The 23,062-nt window shown below is 56.0% G+C and carries 17 protein-coding genes, 1 other RNA gene and 4 pseudogenes; 11 read left to right on the top strand and 11 right to left on the bottom strand.

The annotated features are described in order from the left end of the window. The first annotated feature begins 442 nt into the window (after positions 1–442). Both AC1ME2_RS23095 and AC1ME2_RS23090 read left to right on the top strand, forming a co-directional pair. The gene (locus AC1ME2_RS23095; RefSeq protein WP_480437075.1) at positions 443–829 is read left to right on the top strand and encodes a DUF2946 domain-containing protein; all 387 of its coding nucleotides are present in this window, start codon (positions 443–445) and stop codon (positions 827–829) included. 83 nt (positions 830–912) lie between these two features. After that, entirely contained in the window at positions 913–1,938 is a 1,026-nt protein-coding gene (locus tag AC1ME2_RS23090; RefSeq protein ID WP_480437073.1) for a TonB-dependent receptor, read from the top strand. A 44-nt stretch (positions 1,939–1,982) separates the two neighbouring features. On the opposite strand, the gene AC1ME2_RS23085 is transcribed toward AC1ME2_RS23090, so the two are convergent. Further along, on the bottom strand, positions 1,983–2,486 hold the full coding sequence (locus AC1ME2_RS23085) for a TlpA disulfide reductase family protein (protein WP_480437072.1): 504 nt from the start codon (positions 2,484–2,486) through the stop codon (positions 1,983–1,985). Positions 2,487–2,913: 427 nt separating this feature from the next. On the opposite strand from AC1ME2_RS23085, the gene AC1ME2_RS23080 reads away from it, so the two are divergent. From AC1ME2_RS23080 to AC1ME2_RS23065, 4 genes are all read left to right on the top strand, one after another. Next, positions 2,914–3,360: a hypothetical protein gene (locus AC1ME2_RS23080; protein WP_480437071.1), complete on the top strand. Its 447-nt coding sequence runs from the start codon at positions 2,914–2,916 to the stop codon at positions 3,358–3,360. Next, complete coding sequence (locus AC1ME2_RS23075; protein ID WP_480437068.1) at positions 3,353–4,957, top strand: GMC oxidoreductase; 1,605 nt, start codon at positions 3,353–3,355, stop codon at positions 4,955–4,957. The genes AC1ME2_RS23080 and AC1ME2_RS23075 overlap by 8 nt, the downstream gene beginning before the upstream one ends. A gap of 16 nt (positions 4,958–4,973) precedes the next feature. Next, entirely contained in the window at positions 4,974–5,351 is a 378-nt protein-coding gene (locus tag AC1ME2_RS23070) for a VOC family protein (RefSeq protein WP_480437066.1), read from the top strand. Between the two features lie 98 nt (positions 5,352–5,449). Continuing rightward, positions 5,450–6,682, top strand: a complete 1,233-nt coding sequence (locus tag AC1ME2_RS23065; protein WP_480437064.1) for a ubiquitin carboxyl-terminal hydrolase family protein — start codon at positions 5,450–5,452, stop codon at positions 6,680–6,682. Here the strand turns inward: AC1ME2_RS23065 and AC1ME2_RS23060 are convergent. Both AC1ME2_RS23060 and AC1ME2_RS23055 read right to left on the bottom strand, forming a co-directional pair. Beyond that, a pseudogene (locus AC1ME2_RS23060) lies at positions 6,671–7,243 on the bottom strand (IS630 family transposase); the annotation flags it as partial. The gene AC1ME2_RS23065 and the pseudogene AC1ME2_RS23060 overlap by 12 nt on opposite strands. Before the next feature lie 170 nt (positions 7,244–7,413). After that, positions 7,414–8,283, bottom strand: coding sequence for a LysR family transcriptional regulator (locus AC1ME2_RS23055; protein WP_480437061.1), 870 nt, complete (start codon positions 8,281–8,283; stop codon positions 7,414–7,416). A 130-nt stretch (positions 8,284–8,413) separates the two neighbouring features. Here AC1ME2_RS23055 and AC1ME2_RS23050 point away from each other — a divergent pair, with 130 nt between their 5' ends. After that, entirely contained in the window at positions 8,414–9,472 is a 1,059-nt protein-coding gene (locus AC1ME2_RS23050; RefSeq protein ID WP_480437059.1) for an SDR family oxidoreductase, read from the top strand. 20 nt (positions 9,473–9,492) lie between these two features. On the opposite strand, the pseudogene AC1ME2_RS23045 reads toward AC1ME2_RS23050, so the two are convergent. From AC1ME2_RS23045 to AC1ME2_RS23025, 5 genes and pseudogenes are all read right to left on the bottom strand, one after another. Continuing rightward, positions 9,493–9,729 (bottom strand): annotated as a pseudogene (locus tag AC1ME2_RS23045) (3-phosphoshikimate 1-carboxyvinyltransferase); the annotation flags it as partial. Between the two features lie 102 nt (positions 9,730–9,831). Then, on the bottom strand, positions 9,832–10,131 hold the full coding sequence (locus AC1ME2_RS23040) for a putative quinol monooxygenase (protein ID WP_480437056.1): 300 nt from the start codon (positions 10,129–10,131) through the stop codon (positions 9,832–9,834). A 59-nt stretch (positions 10,132–10,190) separates the two neighbouring features. Next, the gene (locus tag AC1ME2_RS23035) at positions 10,191–10,865 is read right to left on the bottom strand and encodes a type 1 glutamine amidotransferase domain-containing protein (RefSeq protein ID WP_480437054.1); all 675 of its coding nucleotides are present in this window, start codon (positions 10,863–10,865) and stop codon (positions 10,191–10,193) included. A 22-nt stretch (positions 10,866–10,887) separates the two neighbouring features. Further along, positions 10,888–11,370 (bottom strand): annotated as a pseudogene (locus AC1ME2_RS23030) (hypothetical protein); the annotation flags it as partial. Positions 11,371–11,564: 194 nt separating this feature from the next. Further along, the gene (locus AC1ME2_RS23025; protein ID WP_480442296.1) at positions 11,565–12,152 is read right to left on the bottom strand and encodes a TetR/AcrR family transcriptional regulator; all 588 of its coding nucleotides are present in this window, start codon (positions 12,150–12,152) and stop codon (positions 11,565–11,567) included. A gap of 186 nt (positions 12,153–12,338) precedes the next feature. Between AC1ME2_RS23025 and tnpB the strand changes: the two genes are divergently transcribed. Both tnpB and tnpC read left to right on the top strand, forming a co-directional pair. After that, on the top strand, positions 12,339–12,698 hold the full coding sequence (tnpB, locus tag AC1ME2_RS23020; RefSeq protein ID WP_323569419.1) for an IS66 family insertion sequence element accessory protein TnpB: 360 nt from the start codon (positions 12,339–12,341) through the stop codon (positions 12,696–12,698). A gap of 17 nt (positions 12,699–12,715) precedes the next feature. Then, a complete protein-coding gene (tnpC, locus tag AC1ME2_RS23015) occupies positions 12,716–14,248 on the top strand; it encodes an IS66 family transposase (protein ID WP_480437053.1) in 1,533 nt (510 codons plus the stop codon). A 114-nt stretch (positions 14,249–14,362) separates the two neighbouring features. On the opposite strand, the gene AC1ME2_RS23010 is transcribed toward tnpC, so the two are convergent. After that, the gene (locus tag AC1ME2_RS23010) at positions 14,363–19,813 is read right to left on the bottom strand and encodes a trifunctional serine/threonine-protein kinase/ATP-binding protein/sensor histidine kinase (protein WP_480437051.1); all 5,451 of its coding nucleotides are present in this window, start codon (positions 19,811–19,813) and stop codon (positions 14,363–14,365) included. A 202-nt stretch (positions 19,814–20,015) separates the two neighbouring features. On the opposite strand from AC1ME2_RS23010, the pseudogene AC1ME2_RS23005 reads away from it, so the two are divergent. Beyond that, positions 20,016–20,223: pseudogene (locus AC1ME2_RS23005) on the top strand (energy transducer TonB family protein); the annotation flags it as partial. 309 nt (positions 20,224–20,532) lie between these two features. On the opposite strand, the gene ffs reads toward AC1ME2_RS23005, so the two are convergent. After that, positions 20,533–20,629, bottom strand: an RNA gene (gene ffs, locus AC1ME2_RS23000) — signal recognition particle sRNA small type. A 389-nt stretch (positions 20,630–21,018) separates the two neighbouring features. Here ffs and AC1ME2_RS22995 point away from each other — a divergent pair. After that, positions 21,019–21,513, top strand: a complete 495-nt coding sequence (locus tag AC1ME2_RS22995) for an N-acetyltransferase family protein (protein ID WP_480437048.1) — start codon at positions 21,019–21,021, stop codon at positions 21,511–21,513. Between the two features lie 77 nt (positions 21,514–21,590). On the opposite strand, the gene AC1ME2_RS22990 is transcribed toward AC1ME2_RS22995, so the two are convergent. After that, positions 21,591–22,757: a zinc-binding metallopeptidase family protein gene (locus AC1ME2_RS22990; RefSeq protein WP_480437047.1), complete on the bottom strand. Its 1,167-nt coding sequence runs from the start codon at positions 22,755–22,757 to the stop codon at positions 21,591–21,593. Positions 22,758–23,062: the final 305 nt, after the last annotated feature.

The raw sequence follows: 23,062 nt of genomic DNA, 5'->3' as shown, positions 1-23,062 counted from the left end.
CTTTAGGAATGCGCGTCCAGGCGGGATCGGAAACCGTTGCAAAGGGAGGTCTGACTCCTGGGCTATAAGCTGTGCGCTTATAAGCCAGATACAGTGGCGCGACCGTGCCGGGATTCAACCGGCTTCCCCCTTCGTAACAACATATTTTAAAAGCACATGCAGTGTACCTGACTCACGTACGGAGCCACGGCTATCGCACTACGGTTGAGTAGATCAAGGGTTCATTCGACGTATCTTCGCCTGCATTGACGAAGCGTAAAGGGAGGGGACAAGGCAGGTCGATGTGCCTGAACGGGGATCCTCTCTTTGCGACCGGCCCGTCAAGACGACTAAAGGGATGGCCATACGAGATCAAAATTGCCGTCTTCCTGTTGAAGCGCTACCATCCGGACGCTTTGGCCATGTCGGCGAAAAGCCAATACGCGACGTACTCTTCGTACCCATGTCTCACCTGCCCCGCTCATTGCGCCAGTTCGCCATTTACCTGGCCATGTTTGCAGTATTACTGCCAAGCGTGATGCTGATGCTTCCGGCTGCTCACGGGCAGTCGATGGAGATGGGCGAACACTGCAACATGGCCGGTATGAGCGGCATGACCGGCCACGCCCAGCCCCCCGGCACCGACAACCCCACCGCGCCGGATCAGTATCACGAATGCCATTGCCTGCTGTGCGTCGTTCACGCGGTAGACGTCGGCTTACCACCCAGCATCATCCAGTGGCAGCTGTCCGGCCGCGCAGACATAGCGCTTGCTCGAACGGTCTATAAACCCTACGCCAGTGCAGTCTGGCTGATCGCCGAGCCACGCGGCCCTCCTGTCTTTTCTTGATTTTATTGCGATGACCCATCATCCCAGCCTTCTCGGGATGGTCACCTTTATGCGTTGCAATTTAACCAAGGAATGCCCACACCATGGTCATGCCATCACGCCGCCGCACCCGGATTAATGTAGTGCCGCTCGCCGCGCTGTCTATCGCGGCGTTATTTCCGCACGTCGCCTTGGCCTGCGCCAGCTGCGGCTGCACGCTCAGCTCCGACTGGGACAACCTAGGCATCAGCAGCTCATCCGGGCTGAAGCTGGATATCCGCTACGACTACCTGAATCAAGACCAGCTCCGTAGCGGCACCAGCACCATTTCTCCAACCGCTGCCAGCCAGATCTCCAACAAGGGCGATGCGCAGGAAGTTGAAAAATACACACGCAACGATTACCTGACGCTCGGCCTGGACTACAGCTTCAACCCAAGTTGGGGAGTAGACCTGCAGGTGCCTTACATCTTTCGCAGCCATAGCACGCTGGGAACGGCGTCGGACGGCGTAACGACGGGCGATGGCGGCGGCCAATATGGCTCCAGGACTTCAAGCTTGGGCGATGTCAAAATCATCGGCCGTTACCAGGGGTTCACGCCGCAGCATAATTTCGGTGTGTTGTTTGGCGTAAAACTGCCCACCGGTGCCCATGACGATACCGCCCAGTCCAGCGACCCTACCGCCCCCGGCCCCGTGGCGATCGATCGTGGCCTGCAACCCGGATCCGGCACCACCGATGCCATTCTGGGCGTCTATTACATGGATGCGCTGAACAAGAACTGGGACTATTTCGCCCAAGGGATGGTGCAGAGGGCCATGGACTCAAGCGACCAATATCGCCCCGGCGATGGCATCAATTTGAATGTGGGCCTGCGTTATATGGGCAACGCCTACGTCATGCCGCAACTCCAGCTAAACGTGCGGCACGTTGAGCGTGACGAAGGCGCCCAGGCTGACACCATCAGCACCGGCGGAACGCTGGCGTATCTCAGCCCTGGCGTGACGGTCCCGATCAGCCAGAAAATCTCGCTGTACAGCTTTGTGCAGTTGCCGGTGTACCAAAACGTCAACGGTGTGCAGCTTGCACCTCGCTACACGGCAACGATGGGCGCTCGCTATTCGTTCTAGGCCCCAGGCAGTCGGTGGCTCGCCGCCGACTTTCGCCCAGCAGCTTAATGCGCTTTCAATAACGGCGTAACGAGCGTATCCAGCAAGGTCAGATCGATCTTCGGTTCGCCCACACTGCCATCCTTGCGCACCACCCCTTGCCGGTCGATGACGTACGTCATCGGCATACGCCAGATGCGGCCAAACCCCTTGAAGTTTGCATCACGCTGAAACGCCGCAGGATAGCTGTAGTGGGCCATGACTTTATGCACCATCGCGTCATCCTCAGGCTCATCCATGCTGATCGCAATAACCTTCAGCCCTTCACCTTTATGCTGCTGGTAGTAAGTTTCCAGCGCCGGCATTTCTTCGCGACACGGCTCGCACCAAGACGCCCAAAAATTCACGATAACAACCTGATGGGCTTCAGCCTGCAAATCGAACGTATCGCCATTGAGCGTCTTCGCCGTCAACGCCGGAGCATGCTCACCTACATCGACAGCACGAGCAGACAGGGAAGCAAAACTGCAACACAACACCAGCAATGACAGTATTTTTTTTGCCGACATCGGACACTACCTCAGGGCTTTATCGAATCAACAGCTAAGGGCACAAATATTACAGTCGAACGGGCTGAAGCGCTGGGTCCAGTTCAGATTTTTCAGGGAGCACAAAACAGTACGAAATATACAAATCAACGCCTCGATCACAGTAAGCCGTACCTAACTGTTGACACGGACATTATCCGCCGCGCTTTCGAGCTTGCACTGGCATAGTGATATCAGTGATTGTGTTCGCGAGAATGCATCAACAGGGAGGAGCACGCATGGGTCAGGCAAAAAACAGAGGATCGTTCTAAGCAGACGAATCAACGTCGTTCAGACATAGCGAAGCGCCGGTGAGAGGGTGGTGGCTGTTTTCGAAACGGACACTCAACTCTTCATTTCATCGGTTCTATAACCACGATTCCAAACAAATGGATAAAGGAAAATCCGCATGAACGATGACCAGATCGACGTACTCTGGGCCGTGTTCGGTTATATCGGCCAGAACTGGGGCACCTCCGCTGATTGCGCCATGCCTCAGACGCAATTCCAGCAGGTGCTGCAATGGCAGATGCAACGCGACCCGGCCTATCAAGGCTATTACCAGCAAGCCGTGGCCGAGTACCAGCAACTGCTCGAACAATACGGTTCACCGCCGCCAGCCATGGCGGCGCTCCTCGCTGAAAACCGCTATCACCCCACCAATCCATCCAACGTAGCGAACTTCGTACTGCTGGAGTTCATGCGTTGGAACATCGCTTTTGGAGGCTTCAAGGCCTTCGGCTACGAGAACTACAACGGCTGGATGGGCGGTGGTTCCTTCCTGCAGCAGCCGCCGCCCTATCGCGCCCTCCCCGTCAGCGTCCAAGTTCAGACCCTGGGAGGCAATCATGTCTAAGGTACGTAAAGAATCAGCCAACATTGTGATCGTCGGCTCCGGCGTCGCAGGCAGCCTCATGGCCAGCCTGTGCTCGAGCCTTGACGGTGTGACCGTCCTGGAAACCGGACCGAACATTCCCATGGCGGACCCGGGCTGGTGGTTCCACCATCTGGCGCGCGGAGGGGGTACCGACAACACGCCCTATGCGGCGTTCTACGACGAGCCCGGCGATTTTGATGCTACTGGCGCCAATCCCTGGGACATCATGGGCGGACGGATCTTCGGGGCAGGCGGAACCATGCTGCACTGGGGCGGTTGGGTGCCTCGCTTCATGCCCGAGGACTTCGCGCTTTACACAAACACCGGCCAGGGCATCGACTGGCCCTTTGGCTACGACGCGCTGGAACCGTTCTACAACCAGGCCGAGCAGTACCTGGGCGCCAGCGGCGACTCCGGCGACAATTGCCCGCCGCGCAGCCAGCCCTATGCCTATGGGGCCGCGCCCTATCCCATCTCGGCGGGCCCCTTCATCAAGGCCTTCGAGCAACTGCAGATCGGCTACGGTCACCTGCCCGTGGCGCGCTACGGGAAGGCCAATGGCAACGCTGGCCCCTGCCGTACCACTGGCACATGCGACTACTGTCCGGTGGCCGGCCGCTTTACGGGCGATCAGCCATTGGCCCTGCTCGCCGGCAACCCGAATGTGAGCGTGCGCCTGGGCGCTGCGGTCACCGCCATCCGCATGATCAACAAGCAGCAGGTGGCGGGCGTAACCTATACCGACCTGGCCACCGGCGACATCGTGGAGCTGGACGCCGAGGCGGTCATCCTGTGCAACGGCGCTTTCGAGATTCCGAAGCTGCTGCTGACCTCCACCTCCAGTTTCTGGCCTCATGGCATTGGCAATGACAACGATCTGGTGGGTCGCTTCGTCAGCGCCACGCAGTTTTTCTACGCCTCTGGCAACCAGTCCAATCCGCAGTCCTTTGAGGAGGAGCTGGGCTTTCCCAGCCTGTGTTCACGTGCCTACGACACACCGGCCTACCAGAAAAAGGGCAAGTTTTTCATCTCGATGAATTACGAAACACCCAATATTGATCTGGGCCTGCTGATGGCCCAAGGTCAGAGCGTGAGCCAGATTCAGGCGGCCTGCACCGCGCCCGCAGCCTTTCAGCTCTACGGCAACCTTTCGGCATTACCGCAGTACCAGAACCGCGTCACGCCCACCACCGGCTATACGCGCTTCGGACTGCCGCGCACCCTCATCGACACCCCTGCCCCCCTATACGATCCCGTGGCCGCCCAGGAATACAGGAACATTCTCGAAAACGTACTGGGCACCATGGGCTGCAGCGACATCCGCTCGGACACCTATCCCCAGCGCGGCGATCATGTGGCCTGCACCACGCGCATGGCCAGCAACGACAAAGAAGGCGTGGTCAACACCGAGTTGCAGGTCTTCGGCGTGGACAACCTCTACGTTGTCAGCAACAGCGTCATGCCCACTCTGCCCGCCGCCAACCCCACGCTCACCCTTGTGGCCTTGGTTTTGAAAGCGATGGGCAGCGACACTGCGTTGGCGCGTCTGGCGGGAAAAGTGCCAAAAACGGCTTAAAAAAGGAGTTTGTGCCATGACCGGATCGCTGAACTTTCACTGCATCATTCCCGACAACGCGGAGCAAACGGGCAAGAATTTTTATGCCGCGTTGTTCCCCGACTGGCACTTTCGCTACCAGCCACCCAACACCTTTTGGGAGATCACCGGGGCCGACGGGCAGACTCCGCAGACCGCCTACCTGGCGATCATGTCCGGCCCGGGTACGCCCAGCGGCCCCATGCAGTACTACACGGTGGTGGGCATCGACGAGTATCTGCAGCGCGCGCAATCACTGGGCGCTCCTGTAGTGATGGGTAAAACGCCGGTACCAGGCGTGGGATTTTTTGCCGAGTTGCGCGACCCGCTGGGCAATGCCTTTGGTTTCTGGGAGAACGACCCAAGCGTGCCATAACACACTGAGCGCGCCGGCTGGATGAGTAAGGGCAAAGATCGCCATGCAACGCCACGGCTTCTTTGCTCTGCACATTACTTTTATGGAGGAGCTTGATCATGTGGCAGTTTCAGAGCATCGATAACCCGTCAAACGCTTCGTTATGGTTCAGTGACGGCCAACCGCTGGGGGCTCTTCGTGGCGGTAAAGGCGTTTCCAGCCGCCTGATCGTCGCAGACCAGGGCTTCCTGGACATTACCGATTTTCAGAACGGTTTCCCCACTGGGCCGGTCATGGATGTTGTAGATCTCAACGGAAAAAACTTCGACTACACACCCAATCCCACCGTGCAGCTCGCGCTGAGCCTGCCGGGTAATGGGGTTTTCTACGTCACGCAGAGCAGCACGGGCATCACCCAATCCGGCCAGCTAAAACCCTTGCCGACGATTTCAGCCGCTGACGCCGACTACCTCGATCAGATGATCGCTGACAAGTACGTCCCCTACCAGAACATCCCCGACGCGCCTGGCAAAACCACGGCGCAGATTGCTGCGCTAGGACTACAACTGTTCCCGTTCTCACCCTACAGTTTTCAGTTGGCGATGGCCGTCTATGACTGGACGAGCGCATCCTTCACCCGCATCGTCCTGATGAAAATATTTGAATACACCAGCATGGGACCGACACCTTATCCCCTTGACCAGCCGAGTATTGCGGCTGCGATCTGGGAATCAAACTGGGGAACCTACACGCCGCAAGACGCCGATTACATGAACTCGTTCATGATGACGCCAGCCAATTCTCAGCAAGATGTCCAGACACAATTGACGCAGGTTGCCACAGCCCTGCAAACATTCAGCGATACCGAAAACCGCCTGCTGTGCGCGGCGTTCCAGGCGTTGCCACGAACCAGCGTTGTAAGTCAGCCTCAACTGTTCAGCGGGCAGATGGATATTTCCCAACTGGGAACCGAACATTTCGGAATCGAGTTCCTGCAATGCCCCCTCAATGAAGGGTCAGACAATGTCCCTTTGCAGATACCACTGCAGGATGCGCTCGACACTTACATTAAGGTCGGCCAGATCATCACCACCAAGATGGTCTGGAGTTTCGGCAGCTCGCTGGACGAAGCCATGAAGTATCAGAACGGCATTGTCCTGACCGCCAATCCACCAACGGATGCCTGGGTCTGGGATGCGGCCAGCTACATCACGGCGCTATCGGATGACCCAACTAAAATCGAATACACCTTCGCGCCAGGCACGGCGTTCCAGGTCATGGCGGTCGAACAATCGACCGTTCAGGGCAAAGACGTCTGGAGTATCACCTTGCAACCTGTAACGGCTGGTTAAGATGTCGAAAGCCGCGTACAGACTCGCCGTACCATGGCGCTTGTAATCATGCGTCCGGCGTTCAACTTGACCTGGGCGTAGCTGCAGCAGCATCGGCCGGATGCGATCCAACGCCTGGATCTGGGTTTTCTCGTCAACCGACAACACAATGGCGTTATCTGGTGGGTTCAGATAGAGCCCGACCACGTCGATTACCTTGTCGGCGAAATGGGGATCGCTGCTGATTTTGAAGGTCTTCAGACGATGGGGTTTGAGGTCGAAAGCGGCCCAGACCTGCCGAACCTGCCACGTGGTGACCCGCGCATACTTGGCCATCAAGCGAACGCTCCAGTGAGTGGCTTCCTGGGGTACGCGCCGGGTGGTCAGTGTCAGGATTTCGTTGATTTTTTCGGGCCCAAGTTTGAGTGGCTGGCCGCTGCGCGGCAGATCACTCAACCCTTCGATTCCCGCCTCCAGACAACGTTTTCGCCACTTGAATACTGTCGGCGGCGTGACCTGCAACTGCTCGCCGACAGCCTTGGGCGTCAATCCATCAGCCAGAGAGACCGGGACGCGCAGTCTTGTCTGCGAAAGGCCGGGGTCGCGTCCGACACGAAGGACCTTCCAGCGATATCGTGTCCAGCCTATTTGCGACCGCTTCGCAGCCGATCGCAGCCGATCGCAGACAAGTCAGCTCAGAGGGTCAGCGGTTGGCTGAAAATCCAATAAATATATTTTTATTTTTCAATTACTTACAGTTTTTTGATAAGTGCGGATCGAAGAACGTCATCCAGGATTCCAAACAGCGCTTTGATGTGAGGCTGTTTCAGGGCTTGTGGACGTGTGACGAGAAAGACCTCCATCTCGGGAAGTTCGATTTCCGGGAACAGCTCAATCAATCCGCCCGCCAAAATGCGCGGTAGCACCGCGACGCCGTGCCCTCTTTTTACCGCCTCCACCTGTGCGGCAAAAGAGTTCACGCTGATCTGAGCGCCCCTCAGTTTCGCCACCCTCGCGGCACGCATGTGCGCAAGCGCATCCAGCGGCGGTAGTAGCGCAATGCTGGACACTGTCTCCGGTGTCAGTCCGCCCCCTGCCCGCTCAACGTAGGCAGGCGCTGCGAAAATGCCATAGACGACGTTGCCGAGAGGCCGGTAGATCAGCGACGGCTCCCCCAGATGACTGGTGCGAATGGCAATGTCCACGGCTCCGCGTGCGACCTTGCAAAACTCGGCTTCCATCACGAACTTCACCGAGCAGTGCCGATGCAGAGAGGTGAAGCGTCCCGCCGCCTCCATGACATAAGGAGAGAAGCCCTCGCCAGCGGTCACTACGACGTTGCCCGAAAGTACCGCGTTATCGAGGTCGGCCGCTGCGCCATAGGGACGCTGCAAACCTTCTTCCGCCGCCTGGGCAACTGCCACCAGGGCCAGACCGCGTTCGGTAATCCGGCAGCCCTCCACTCCGCGCTCTACCAGCAGCTCACCAACCGCCTCCTCTAGTTGGCTAATGCGCCGCGACAACGTGGAAGCCGCCATACCCAGTGTTCGTCCAGCCTGCAGAAAGCTACCCCGACGCGAGATCGCGAGGAGAAGGCGCAGGTCATCCCAATTGGTTTCCACGTTTAAATCCTGTTCAGGCCGTTGCTTTGCATATTCGCAAAGCTATTGTGCATCTATCACTGTTTTTCGCAAAACAGCCTCACGGTATACCAGTCCTCTCAAACGAAAAGACCACTTAAAGGACTAGACCATGCAAACCGTATTTGTCACCGGAGCCACCGGACTGCTCGGGAACAACCTGGTCCGTGCGCTTATCGCCAAAGGAATGACCGTGCGTGCGCTGGTCCGCTCTCGACATAAGGCGCGGGAGCAGTTCAATGGACTCTCGAACATCGAGATCATCGAAGGCGACATGCAGAACGTGGCGGACTTCGCCGACTCACTGGTGGGGTGTGATGCGTTGTTCCATACCGCGGCCTATTTCCGCGATAGTTATTACGGTGGCCGACACTGGACCCTGCTGGAGCGCATCAACGTTAAGGGTACGAACGACCTGCTGAATGCCGCCTATGCTGCCGGCATCCGCCGTTTCGTCCATACCAGCTCGATCGCGGTGGTCAATGGCCCACCGGGTGCGTTAATTGACGAGAGCATGAAACGGGAGGTGAGCGAGGCAGACGACTATTACCGCAGCAAGATCCTTTGCGACAGGGTCGTGTCGGACTTTCTGCTGCGTCATCCGGACATGTTCGGCGTATTCGTCATGCCGGGCTGGATGCACGGGCCTGGCGATATCGGACCGACTTCGGCCGGACAATTCACGCTCGACTTCATGCAACGCAAGCTGCCCGGCATCCCCCCGGCGACCGTCTCCTTCGTCGATGCGCGTGACGTAGCGGCCGCGATGATTTCGGCCGTTGATAACGGCCGACGAGGTGAGCATTACCTCGCGGCTGGCAGGCACATCAGCATGGGCGACCTGATGCGCGTGTACCAGGAAGTGACCGGGATCACCGCGCCCACTCGCGCTATTCCTCCATTGCTGCTCTGGGTCGTCGCCGGCTGCCAGGAAATCATCGCGCGTATCAGCGGGCGGCCGGCATTGCTCAGCATGGCCACCGTGCGAGTGATGCGTAGAGAGATAGACCGATCTCACTTTGACCTCTCAAAGAGTCAAGCCGAACTGCGCCTGGCATTCCGGCCAATCACCGAGACCCTTCGAGATGAGGTCAATTGGTATCTGACCCATGGCAAACTGCCGACCACCTCAATGAGAGACCTCACCAGTCTTAACCAACGTCAGGGTTGATCGCTGCCATTCAGGACTGTTCAGTCAACCGGAGCGCTCTCGGTGTCCATCTGCACGCAGAGAGAAGCCAGCGTTTGCCAATAACCCGGGTACGTCTTGGCCACGCAATCAGGGTCGAGAATCCGGACCCCCTTCACTTTCAATCCCGCCAACGCAAAACACATGGCAATCCGATGGTCAGCGTGGGTATCGATCAGCGCATCGCAGGAAGTACCCGCCAGCTCAGGGTCGGCAGCCACCAGCAGGTCGTCACCGTCGCCACTGCTGCGGTCAGGAAGCGCATCGCAGTCCCGGCGTTACCCAGAAACAGCGCCTGCCCTGGCGCTTGTAGTTGGCCTCGGCCGAGGGATCAAACGGACCTAGGCCACGTCGATTTCGTTCAGCAGCAAGACTTGTCGGTCGAGCAACAAGTCGGCTGCTGCGCTGGCCATGGCCAGGTAGTGGTCGGTTTTTTTGTGAAAGTCGATCGCCGCCTGGTCGGCCCAGCGTTCGACAAATACAAAGCGTTGCGTATTCTCCAGATCAACGTGCAGGGTATAGAAACGGCAACCGGCTTCGGCTCGCGAGGGCGCCACGCAGGCTTTGAGAATCTGCTCGACCTCCTTGGCCTTGCCGGACTTTGCTTCAAGGATGGCTACTACACGAATTTCACGGGTCATATCGACTACCTTTTGAGTCACACAAAAAAATCAATGAGACGGCCGAAGGACTCGAACCATCAGACCAGTGCCAAGACCGCCTCAGCCGTGGCGTCGGACGAGCCTGGGTTCTGCCCTGTAACCAACAGGCCATCCGTCACGACGTGGCTCTGCCAGTCCGCGGTTTTCGAGTAGATGCCACCGTTGGCTTGCAGCATGTCCTCGACCAGAAACGGCACCACATCAGTCAATTGCACCGCGGCTTCTTCGGAGTTGCTGAAGCCGGTGACCTTTTTACCATTGACCAGGAACTCGCCATCGGCTCGTTTGGTGTGCCGGAATACCCCCGGAGCATGGCAAACAGCTGCAATCGGCTTGGCGGCGGCAGCGAATGCCTCGATCAGGGCGATCGAGTCGCGGTCTTCCGCCAAATCCCACAACGGCCCATGTCCACCCGGGTAGAACACGGCATCGTAGTCGTCGGCTTTCAGGCCTTTGAGCGTCAACGTAGCTGCCAGTGCAGCCTGAGCCGCGGGGTCCTTGCGGAAGCGCTCGGTGGCGGCGGTTTGCGCTCCTGGCTCGTCACTCTTCGGATCCAGTGGCGGCTGGCCGCCCTTGGGTGAGGCCAGGGTCACTTCGGCACCGGCGTCCTTGAACACGTAATAAGGGGACGCGAACTCTTCCAGCCAGAAGCCGGTCTTGGCTCCGGTGTCGCCGAGTTGGTCGTGGGAGGTCAATACCATCAGAATCTTCATAACGTTCTCCTGCTTGTTGAGATCAATCGTCGTTGCCGACACGTATCACCAGCTTTCCGAAATTATTGCCCTCAAGCAAGCCGATGAAAGCCTGAGGAGCATTCTCGAGATCATTCACCAAATCTTCCCGATACTTGACTCGACCCTCGCTGAACCAGATCGACATGCCCTGGTAAAACTCGTCATAACGCGACGCGTAGTCGTCAAAAATAATGAAGCCCTGAATCTTGATTCGTCTACTCAGAACCGTGCGCATCAATAGCGCCAGCCGATCGGGCCCATCCAACAGGGACGTCGCGTTGTACTGAGCGATCAACCCACACCCCAGCACCTCAACCGCATGCCGGCATTTCTCCGGGCCGCCTGCGACACCCACTACATGGCAGCCCTTGAGCTTGCCGATTTGCCCGACCGTGGCACCGACCGCATAATCTGGGTGATTCGAGACCTGCACCCGACTCACCGTCGCGCCGACCATGACGTCGGCCACGGCTACCGGTGCGGCCGATTCATCTGAGTAGACTGTGACATTTGTATGTTCCTTATGGTCAGAGGGGTTTGGGGCAGCTTCGAAAAGCTGATGACATGCCCCGTTTGCCGGTCGCTATACTCATCTAAAAAATCGATTTATTAGACCAGTCAACTAGAAACAACTTCAAAAAAAACCCACCATCAATAGGCGGGCTTACATCCTGTTGATTATTGGCTGCCGAGCACTGTCCGGGTCATGGTCATCGCCTGTTCCAAGGGCTGGCTGGTGCGGTGCAATTTGGTCAGCAAGCTCGCTCCAAGCCAGAGCTGGTAGAGCGTCGCAGCGTTCTGTCCGGCATCGAGTTTGGGCAGCGAACCATCGCGTTGACCGTCTTCAATACAGCCGGCGATTCGCTCGATGATCTGCTGCGCACCATCACGCAAGGTAATACGCATGGATTCGGACAGATCAGCCACCTCGGCACTGAGTTTGACCACCAGGCACCTCTGTTCATCACAGGGTTCGCAGTAGCTGAGCTGCCATTTCTGCCAGTAGCCCATCAGACGCTCACTGGCAGTCTGCCCTTCCAGTGAGAACCGCCGATCCATCTCGACCAGATACTTATGGAAGTAGTCCTCCAGCAACGCCTGACCGTACAATTCCTTGGATTTGAAGTAGTGATAGAACGAGCCTTTGGGTACACCAGCGGTTTGCAGAATCTCGTTCAGGCCCACGCAGGTGAACCCTTTGACAGCCATCATTCGCAGACCGGTGTCGAGTAGATGCTGCCGGGTATCGTCGTACGTGTTTTTCATGGTGCAGAGAATACTCACTAAATAGACCAGTCGTCTAGAGGATTTTTCATGTCGCCATTGTAGCCTTGTCCGACTATCGTCCAGCCAGCTTGAATCCACTGTAAGCGCGCCATAAAGCACACATTCCAAGCCGTCGGCTAATGCCTGACGCTGTGCTCCCGATCTCTCTCTGGAGCCAGCACCGTCATGATGCGACCCGACGCCAAAGTTGAAAAAGTGTATCTCTACCCCAAGCCGGTGGACTTTCGAAAGTCAATCGACGGCCTGGCCGCTCTGGTCGAACTGGATATCAAAGTCGCAGTGTTCGACCCTGTACTCTTCGTCTTCCTGAATCGCCCCCGTAATCGAGTGAAAATACTCTACTGGGAGCGCAACGGTTTTTGCCTCTGGCTTAAGCGCCTGGAGTCCGAACGTTTCAAAACATCGCCCGACATCACTGACGAGGCCATCGTGCTGACCGTTCAAGAACTGAACTGGTTGCTGGATGGTTTTGACCTCTGGCGCAACCGCCCACATCAAGTTTTAACCCCTCGATTCGTCGCCTGATCGGATATAATCCGGGCATGAATTTGATGCCTGATAACCTTCCTGATGATCCGGTTCTGCTCAAGCAAATGCTTGTGCAGATGCTCGGTGAGCGTCAAGTAGACAAGGGCCAGATCGTCGATCTGAAAGAGCAGATCAAGTTGTTGCGCGACCGATTATTCGGTCGCAAGTCCGAGCAAACAGTCGATCCGCAGACGCCGCAACTCGCGCTCTTTAATGAGCCCGAAAGCATCGTGATTCCGGTCAGTGAAGAGTCTGACGAAGAAGTCGTTGCCCCCACCAAACGTCGTGGCAAACGCAAACCACTGCCTGCCGACCTGCCGCGCATTGAAGTCATCCACGAGCTGCCCGAACACGAACTGACCTGTGCCTGCGGTTGCCGCAAACACACCATCGGTGAAGAAACCAGCGAACAGCTGGAGATCGTGCCGATGCAGATCCGCGTCATCAAACACATCCGCAAAATTTACGGGTGCCGTGGCTGTGAAACCGCCCCGGTCACCGCTGACAAACCGGCGCAGTTGATTGAAAAGAGCATGGCCAGCCCCAGTGTCCTCGCGATGCTGCTGACCACCAAGTATGTCGACGGACTGCCGCTGCATCGCTTCGAAACAGTACTCAGCCGCCACGGCGTGGATATCCCGCGCCAGACATTGGCGCGCTGGGTTATCCAGTGCGGCGAACACTTGCAGCCTCTGCTGAATTTAATGCGGGACCGATTGCTGGAAAGCCCCGTCGTCCACTGCGATGAAACTCGGGTGCAAGTCCTGAAAGAGCCGGGTCGAGACCCGACCAGCCAATCCTGGATGTGGGTGCAGGCCAGCGGGCCGCCGGATCGAAAAGTAGTGCTGTTTGACTACACGACCAGCCGTGCGCAGGAGGTGCCGCTGCGCCTGCTTGAAGGTTATCGGGGTTACCTGATGACCGACGATTACGCCGGCTATAACGCCTTGGGTGTGCAACCGGGCGTTACGCGACTGGCTTGCCTGGCGCACGTTCGACGCAAGTTCGTCGAAGCGCAAAAAGTGCAACCCAAGGGCAAAACTGGCCGTGCCGATATAGCCCTGACGATGATTAACAAGCTGTACGGTATCGAGCGTGAACTGAAAGACGTAAGCGATGAACAACGTTTTGTCGGTCGGCAGGAAAAGAGTTTGCCGGTCTTGGCGCAACTGAAAAGCTGGCTAGAGAAAACACATCCGCAGATTACGCCGCAGAGCGTGCTCGGCCGAGCCGTCAGTTACCTGGCCAGCAACTGGAGCAAGCTTGAGCGCTACACAGAGGCTGGCTTTTTACCCATCGACAACAACGTCGCCGAAAGAGCAGTAAAGCCGTTTGTGATAGGTCGCAAGGCATGGCTGTTCAGCGACACACCCAAGGGCGCCACCGCCAGTGCCCAGATCTACAGCCTGGTCGAAACTGCCAAAGCCAACGGCCAGGAGCCCTATACGTGGCTGCGCCACGTACTTGAACGCCTGCCACAAGCCTCGTCGGTAGAAGACTTCGAAGCCTTGCTGCCTTGGAACTGCTCGCCAGAGATGCCAAGGTAAACGTAAACCCCATCTAACGGTACGTGGGGTTTATGGGTCGCTTACAATCCACTGTCCCATTGTTTCAGCTCACGCGCGATCAATGAGGCCGGTGACAAGCCGATGGTCCCATCTTCACGTTAGAGTAACGCCCTCATTCGAGGCTTTGATCGGCAGCTCAAGCGTAAAGGTCGCACCTTTTCCCGGCCCATCGCTATTCGCTTTCAGCGAACCACCCATCTCCATGGCTGCCAGACCGCAGCTATGCAAACCGAAACCATGGCCGTCTTTGCGGGTGGTGAATCCATGCGCAAAAATGCGCTCCAGGTTCTCTTGCGCAATACCCTCTCCATTGTCGAACACGCTGATCGTCAAGGTCTGCCCCTGCGCCACCTCAATATGTAACGTGATCTGAGAGTGTCGATCCGGTCTATTGTCCATTGCACTGCAGGCATTTTTAATCAGGTTGACCAGGATCAGCAGCACCCTGTGCTTGTCCAGTTGCAGCACGGGAGCTTCTGCGAAATCTTTCAGAACCTCTATCCGACGCGCTGCGAGTAACCCGGCGTTCATACGCAAAGCATCTTCCACCAGAGCCCGTATCTGCACGGTCTCGACGATACTGGAAGCGCCCGCATAAGATTGCTGGGTGGCGACGATTTCTTTGATGTGCTCAACGCTTTTGGTCAATTGCGCCAGTTCGGCGGTCATGCTCTGCTGTTCGAGGGCCAGGGTGTCCACCAGTTGGTTCAGGTACCCCGGCAGAAACTTGCCTTTTTCGTCTCGAGAGATGAAGTCGCCCAAGTCTTCGGCATGCTCGTTCATCAACTTTACCGCCCTGCCGAGCCCTGAGATCTTGCTGGTGCTCAGCTTGAGAGTCACCAGGCTGGCGGAGACATTCACACTATTCAGGACGTTGCCAACGTTATGCAGGACGTTGGTGGCGATTTCGGCCATGCCGGCCTGACGGGCAGTTGCAACGAGTTGGCTCTGGGCCTCTCTGAGTTCCTGGGTACGTTCCTGTACCCGCTGCTCGAGTTCTTGGTAGAGCGTGGAGTTCTCGATAGAAATAGCCGCTTGGGATATCAGCAGCTCAAGTACCGTGATTCGGTTCACGGTAAACACATTGCTGGAGAGGTTGTTTTCAAAATAGGCCAAGCCGAGCAGCCGGCCCTGGTTCATAACGGGTAAACAGAGCACTGACTTCGGCTTTGCCCTCACCACATACTCGTCATTGATAAATCGATGATCTTGATAGACATCGTCCAGGATAAGGTTATCGTGCGTTCTGTGGACAAAGTTGACGACGCCATGGATCAGGTCCGGAAAATCTTGCAAAGGGCGTCTAACGACGGCGGAACCTTGAATACTTGCTTGCGCTTCAATGAACAGTTCCCCGTGCTTCTCAAAAATCAGAACCCCTCGTTCAGCCCCAGCGTTTTCCATCAGTGTCGACATCAACGTGCCCAGTAACTTGTCCAGGACGATTTCCTGGGATATCGCGTGGTTTGCCTTGATCACCGTGGCGAAGTCGAGACTGCTATTACCGTCGGTCACCGAGATATAGCGAGTCACCGCTACGGTATTTCCGGTTTTGATCGTGTCTAATTTAACCCCGGCATTAAGCAAGAGCTCACCAAACTCTTGCTCCAAGAGATTGGTTTTTGAACTCGCCCCCCAGCGCCTGTAGGCATAGTAGGCATCGCTCAAGTAAACCTGGGCCACTCGTTTACGGCCTTTCTGCAAATAGAAAAGTGCTGCAAATTCCAGCGCCAGCGCTTCATCATGGATAAACTTCCCTGCTGCGGCATTCTCGATACTCAGATCGTATTGCGTCTGCGCGTCCGCGTCCCGCCCTTCCAGCCGCGCCTGCTCTGCGCTCATCAATTGATAGCGATGCAAGAAGTTAGCCGGGCCGTTCTCCGACCAGAGTTTGAATTTTTCCAGATTCCTCTTCAGGCGTTCGTTATAGCGGGTCTTTTCCGGCTGAGCGACGTCGGCATAGGCCTTGGTGATGGCCAAGGACTGATAGAAAAAGTGGTTGGTGGTCGACCACAGTCCAATATCGTAGGGAATGGCACTCTCAGTGAGCTCGGCGGTCTGCAAGGCCTCGGAAAACTGCCCCAGCATAACCTGTAATCCCGTTTTGAAAACGCCATACCAAAGCGTTCCAACGTGGAATTTGCTGTCCTGAAAATACTGCACATGCTCAGCTTCATTGAAGGTATCTGTGTCGAGCGAGCCCGGACTTTTCGTCAGCCCCTGAAGACCAAGCAGAATCTGGCGATGCAAATCATAGGCATTAATAATATTCCCGTCTTTGATATCCCTGACGAAATGTACGTATTTGTCGGACTCTCTCAAGACGTCGTCCAAATTGTCGCCTTTCATCGTTCTGACCAAAATCATGAGGTGAGCGGCCCATAAACTATAGAAGATGTCTCCGATTTGAGGGCCGGTCGTGTAGCTTTTCATGTAGTACGGCAAGTTGCTTTCGAGGTGGTTGAAATAGGGATTCAGTGAATTCGCCATCATGTTGCAGACTTTAGGCGTATAGACAGGATTGACGAACTTCTCCTCGTTCAAGGTTTTCCCAAGCATGCCGAAATCGAAACCTCGCCGGTAGTTTCCTTCAATCGCCAGCAGCATGCCGTGGAGTACATAGCCCATCGCAGAAGCATCGCAATTGCCATATTCCAATGAGGTCGAGACCATCCAATACACTGTGAGGGCGCTCAATTTCATATCGCCTGCGAAGTAGGCTGCACACCAGGTGGGCACCAGAAGATCCATGGCAGTTTTTTTCACCGGATCCTTCATCGCCGGGAGCTCGACCAGGGTCGCGACCGCAACACCGTGCAAGCGCTCGTTGATTCCCGCCAGTTCCGCGTTACAGGCTCGTGTCTTTTCGTCGTCACTCCTCGGCACGTTGAAATTCAGCAGCGTGAGGCCTTCGATCCCAGCCTGAAGGGCTTTCGAAAACTCCGATCCTGTCATGAATAATTGAACGCGAGTGGAATAAGCCGTCGCCTTGTCCGCTTGACTTCTGCCGTGAGTGACAGCCTCCATACTGAGGCGGTCAGACGCCTGGAAGTTTCCGATCAGATACTGACACTCAGCCTGACTGTTGTGCAGTTCAAACAGGAGCTCATAGTGTTGTCGCCATGCCTGTGGACCCAAGAGGCTAAGGGTGATGGAAAAATGTTGAACGGCCGCCTTGTTGGCGGCGGCCGCTTTGGCGCGCTTGCCGGCTTGAAAGTTGAGCTTGGCAAGTACTACTTTTTCGGACTCATCAATGACCAGATCGATACCGATATTGAGATGTCTCGTCACCTCGAAGAGCATCTCCTCACGTTGAACTTCAGTGTTGCATCCTGCCAACAGAAGGCGACCGATTCTTAGATGTTCGAATTTTCTGTCCTGCTCCGGAATCAACAGATAAGCCGCCTGCTGCACACGGTCATGGAGAAAACGATAATGTGCATTGAATCGCCCCGACTCAATCTCTTCACGCAATGCTTCATTGAGTCCGGCTCGAAGGGGCTCGGCATTTTTGCTCGAATAGGTCTGCGCGGGTATTAACTCGTGAGCGGCCTGGTAATCCTTGGAGATAGGAACGATAAGACCCTGAATCAACGCGGGCCAGATATGTTGCGCCGTCACGTGGTACGGCGTTTGCGAGACAGTCGATAGCATCTTGAGATCAAACTGGCTACCGATACACGCCGCCGTCTTGAGGAAGTCCATGCACCGCTTGGGTAAATGTTTAAGTCGAGCGCTCATCAACTCAACGATATTGTTAGTGATACCGGTACTTTGCAGCTCTTTTATATCCCAACGCCACTTTGCATCGTCAGGGCTCAAGGTCAGTTGATGAGTTTCATGAAGCGAGTACAACAACTGAATCAGAAAAAATGGATTGCCTCCTGTTTTCTCATACAGCAACTGAGCCAAAGGAACTGTGTGCTCCTGGCTACTACGAAGTGTTCCCGAAATGAGCGCGCCTGCATCGCCAGGTGTCAACGGAGAAAGGACAATGGCACTGACGTTGGTTTTGGACTTCCTGATGGCCTGCACGGCCAGCATGAACGGATGCGCTGCATCAACTTCGTTGTCCCGATAGGCGGCGATGACAAAGAGGTGGGCAATATTACTTTGACACAGAAGACCTTCCAGCAGGACAAGGGAAGGATTGTCTGCCCATTGCAAGTCATCAAGAAAGATAACCAGGGAATGCCTGGCCTGCGCCAGGACGCGAACAAAGTTCTGGAAAACCTGGTTAAAACGACTCAGCGCTTCTGTGGGGGGAAGTGTCGGAACAGCGGGTTGTGGTCCAATCAGCTGTTCGAGTAGCGGGATGACATCAACGATGATCTGACCATTAGGACCCAGCGCGTCCTGAACCTGGGATCGCCAGGAGGCGACTTGCTCGGATGACTCGGTCAGGATGCTCTGCACCATTTGATCGAAAGCCTGCGCGAGCGCAGAGTACGGAACCCCACGATCGAATTGATCATACTTGCCGGCAATGAAGTAACCCTTTTGCCTGACGATAGGCTTGTGCACCTCCCTGACCAGGGACGATTTACCAATACCCGAATATCCCCCCACCAGAAGAAGTTCTGTATCGCCTTGAACAACACGATCGAAACCTTGTAGCAACGTGTCGACTTCAGCTTCGCGCCCGAAGATATGTTGTGGTATTTCGAGTTTTGTGGACACATCTCGCTCAGCCAGTGGGAACGGATTAATTTCTCCTCGTTCAACCCATTGACTCAGACACTGCTGCAAATCGTGTCTCAACCCGATTGCGCTCTGGTAGCGATCCGCCACCGCTTTGGACATCAACCGGGTGACAATATCTGATATTACTTGAGGTATCTCCTCATTGATCTGGCTGAGCGGGCGAGGTTGCCGGGCGATATGCGCATGCACCAGCTCCATCGCATCGGTGTTTTCGAAGGGTGGCATGCCTCCCAGCAAGTGATAAAAGGTCGCTCCCAGGGAGTACAGATCCGTTTTGAAGTCGAGGGTACGGTTCATTCGCCCGGTTTGCTCTGGCGAAATATAGGCCAGCGTTCCCTCAAACCCATCGGGATTCTTGAGTACTTGGGTTTCGTGAGAAATGCGGGTGGAAATCCCGAAATCTATAATTTTGACTTCGTGAGTGTCCGGATTGAAAAGAATGTTCGTTGGGGAAATATCTTTATGAACAATGTCATATTCGTGGATTGCGAGGAGACCGTCAGTCACCTCAATCGCGATTTCCAGGAAAACCTGGATGGAGATTTTTTTCCCGGAAAAATAGTGAAGGATCGGTGAACCGCCGAAATCCTCCAGGACTAAAAGCATTCTGTTGTGTAGCCGCTCCAGGCTATAGGCTTGAATAACCTGAGGCGATTGGAGCCCTTGCAAAATATCGAACTCATTCCGCAGACTTGCCGCTTGCTTGAGAGGAGGATATTCATTGGCTGAATATTTGATAACAACCGGAAGATTGTCTTGCTGCCGCACCGCCCGCATGACGACCGTTGACTCGTTCCGATAAATTTCTTCTCGCGCTATAAATCCCGGCAGTTCGCTCATGACCTCTCCATGTCCTGCACCTCAAAAAGCGCCTCGCATTCCGGCCCTTACTCCAGAAGACTGTATAGCAGCGCCTGTGCAGGGACTATAGACCGAAGCAAAAAGACTTCCACTTTCACTGCTCGACGACCCTCAGGTCCCTCTAGCGCGGCATCTGAGACCCCAGAGAGCAGCAAAAAGGTGTGTTGCCCGGACGCTTACGGTGCTGCGGATCAATATGTTACCGGATGGCACGGTGACCTCAGTCAACATTGCCGAGTCCAGTGGAGACACTCCTTTCGATAGCGCGGCGGTGAAGGCGGTCAAAAACATTAGTCCCTTTATTAGAAATGAACGGGCTGAAGCCGAGTAATTTCCAACCTTACCGTTCATTCAAAATGACATTCGCGCCCAAGGCTCTAACCTCGTGATCAATAGCACTCGGCACGCGCGTCGGGTGCAGTTCACTTTATCTGCAGGGCTTTTCTAATAATGGTGGATATATAGGGATTTGAACCTGACAGGTCTTCAAAAGAACAACGAAACTTGATCCCTACCCCTCAGCTACTGAAAAATCACCGATGACGCTGCTAGCTGAAAGATTTCGATGGTGAGAGAAAAGTGAGCAACGTAGGATCGCCAGCACAGTGCACCACTTAGGTGTACTTAAGTACTGTCATATTTCGAGATTTTTGACTCATAAATCCTTGTAGGATCAAGGATCTGCGTTATGGAGGCAACCCCACCAGCCACACCCCGGCACACAATGTTCCCGCTGTGGCTGCTTCCTTCCGGATCTGACCAGGTTCACGGGTAATCGTTGCGGGGGGACCGATGGGGTCACCATAACGACGTTCACCTGACGGCGAACGGCGCCATTGTACCGGTCTGACAGTAAGTTACAACCGTTGGTTAAAATTAAAAAATCTGAGGGGGCTCAAGCACTTGTGTGGCGGGAGGACGCTGGCGTTCCGGGCAGGTCGGGCGATGCGAAGCGTAGACGTTATCCTGACTGACCGTGGAAGCCCTTCGCAGGCAAGCCTGCTCCCACAGAGTGAAGTGGATTTGGTATTCCTTCACAGGTAAGCCTACTCGCGCAGAGTGAAGTGGATTTGGTATTCCTTCACAGGCAAGCCTGCTCCCGCAGAGTGAAGTGGATTCGGTATTTGAGCTTTTGCGTTACCCTATCTGGCCGTGACGCGATGCGTCCTCGCAGGATTCGATCGATGCAAACTCAATTGGTCTGTTATGAAGACCTGTCAGATGTTCAACGCCAGCAACTGCAACACCTTCAAGTGTTGCCGGAGCAGAAGGCGTTTTCCGGGGATATCTACAGCGCGCTGAATGCGCTGCAGGGTAAACCCAATGACAATATCAGAGGTTTTGCGCTGGTTGCCGACGGCTATCCCATTGGTTTTTTTATGCTAAAGCGAGGGCCGTATTTACCGCACTGGGCAGATCAGGATGCCGCCACGCTGCATGCCCTGCAGCTTGATCGCAGGATGCAGGGGCATGGCCTGGGGAAGGTTTTTTTGCGGGCTGTTCCTGCTATGACGCGCTCGGTGTGGCCTGATGTGGCGCAGTTGATGTTGTCGGTGGATGCGGATAATCAGACGGCGCTTGGGCTTTATCTTGGCCAGGGCTGGGTGGACACAGGGGAAGCGTATCGCGGGCGCATTGGGTTTGAGCGGCGGTTGGCGTTGGATTTGCGGCGCCCGTAGCTCTTCTACGCATCCCGCCGCGACGAGCCAGGCCAGCACCGCGACCGCTGCGCAGTCGATCGCGAATGAATTCGTTCCTACACGTCGAGCAGTGCTTCGTCCGCCCTGCCGCCAGCTTGCTGGATGACCAAGTGGATGAAGTGCAGTTTGGTGATGACGGCTGGCGACAGGACGAAGGGGTAGAAGTCGGGCTGGCCCATGCTCCGGGACAGTTCGTTGAGCATCCCGGCCAGTTCGATCCAGGCGTTGACGAATGAGAGGAAGGCCGGACCGCCAGGGTGCAGGGGGGCGTAGAGGGTTTCCGGGAGAAATGGCTGGTAGTCGAAGTCCATGTCCCGTGCGCTCATGCCGAAACCGAGCGCGGTGTCGACGGCATCCATCATGTGCAGGTAGTGGGCCCAGGTTTCGGCCCAGTCTTCCCAAGGGTGCATGCTGGCGTAGGCACTGACGAAGCCCTGTTGCCAGTCAGCCGGGGGGCCGTTCTGATAGTGGCGCTCAAGGGCATCGGCATAGCTGGCGCGCTCATCGCCGAACAGGTTGCGATAACCATTTTCCCAGGGGCTGCCGGGGATCAGACGATCCCAATAATAGTGGCCCACTTCATGCCGAAAATGCCCGAGCAAGGTGCGATACGGTTCGTGCATCTTCACGCGCATGGCTTCGCGATGTGCGTCGTCGGCCTCTTCGATGTTGAGGGTGATCAAGCCGTTGGCATGGCCGGTGGAAGGCCGCTTGCCTTCCAGGTCGATACCGACGAAATCAAAGGCCAGGCCGGTATCTTCGTCCTGGGTTTTCGGAATGACCTGCAAACCCAGTGCAATCAATTGCGCAACCAAGCGGCGCTTGGCGGTTTCGACTTTGCACCAGCGACCGGCGTTTTCCGGGATCGACAAATCGGGAATGGTTCGGTTGAGGCTGCACGCAATGCAGAACTCACCTAGGTTGTGCGCAGGCACCAGCCAGTTGCACGCAGCGGGCGTGTCGAGATTGGCGCAGCGTCGATAAAGCCCTGCACCGGGTTCGTCGATCAGGCGCCAGGTATTTTGATCAGGCCCAGGTTCGAGCGCGGCCAGCCTGCCCTGCTCCGGCAAATAACCCAGCGCGGCCGAACAGGCCAGGCACCGGGTGTTGGGGAAGAAGATCGACTGTCCGCAGCGGCACTGCCAGACCTTGCTGTTGAGCTTGGCCTCGCCCACAAACGGTGCGGCGATGCGGGAACTGAGTTGCTCGAAGAAGCGGTACATGACGATCTCCTTTGGGCGTGCTTGCACTGGATCATCCGTTGCGGAGACGGTTCCGTGCATTTCATGTCGCACAGGGGTGTTACGCCTGACACACCGAGTCGCATTCTTCGCGAATAAATTCGCTCCGATCAAAAAACCTATAAGTGATTGAAAAACAAAGTATAAATGTCATTATATTTTCAGCAAAACGCAGATTCGTAGGAGCTGCCGAAGGCTGCGAATCGGTCCGGGGTCGCGTCCGACCGTGGCAGTCGTAAACTCTGGATTGCTGAAGGTCGTGCCGGTCGCCCGCGACCCCGGCCTAT

The organism is Pseudomonas sp. ASL9 (genome assembly GCF_056680335.1).
Note: the sequence above shows the minus strand (reverse complement) of the source record. Positions and strands in the feature narration are given on the sequence as shown.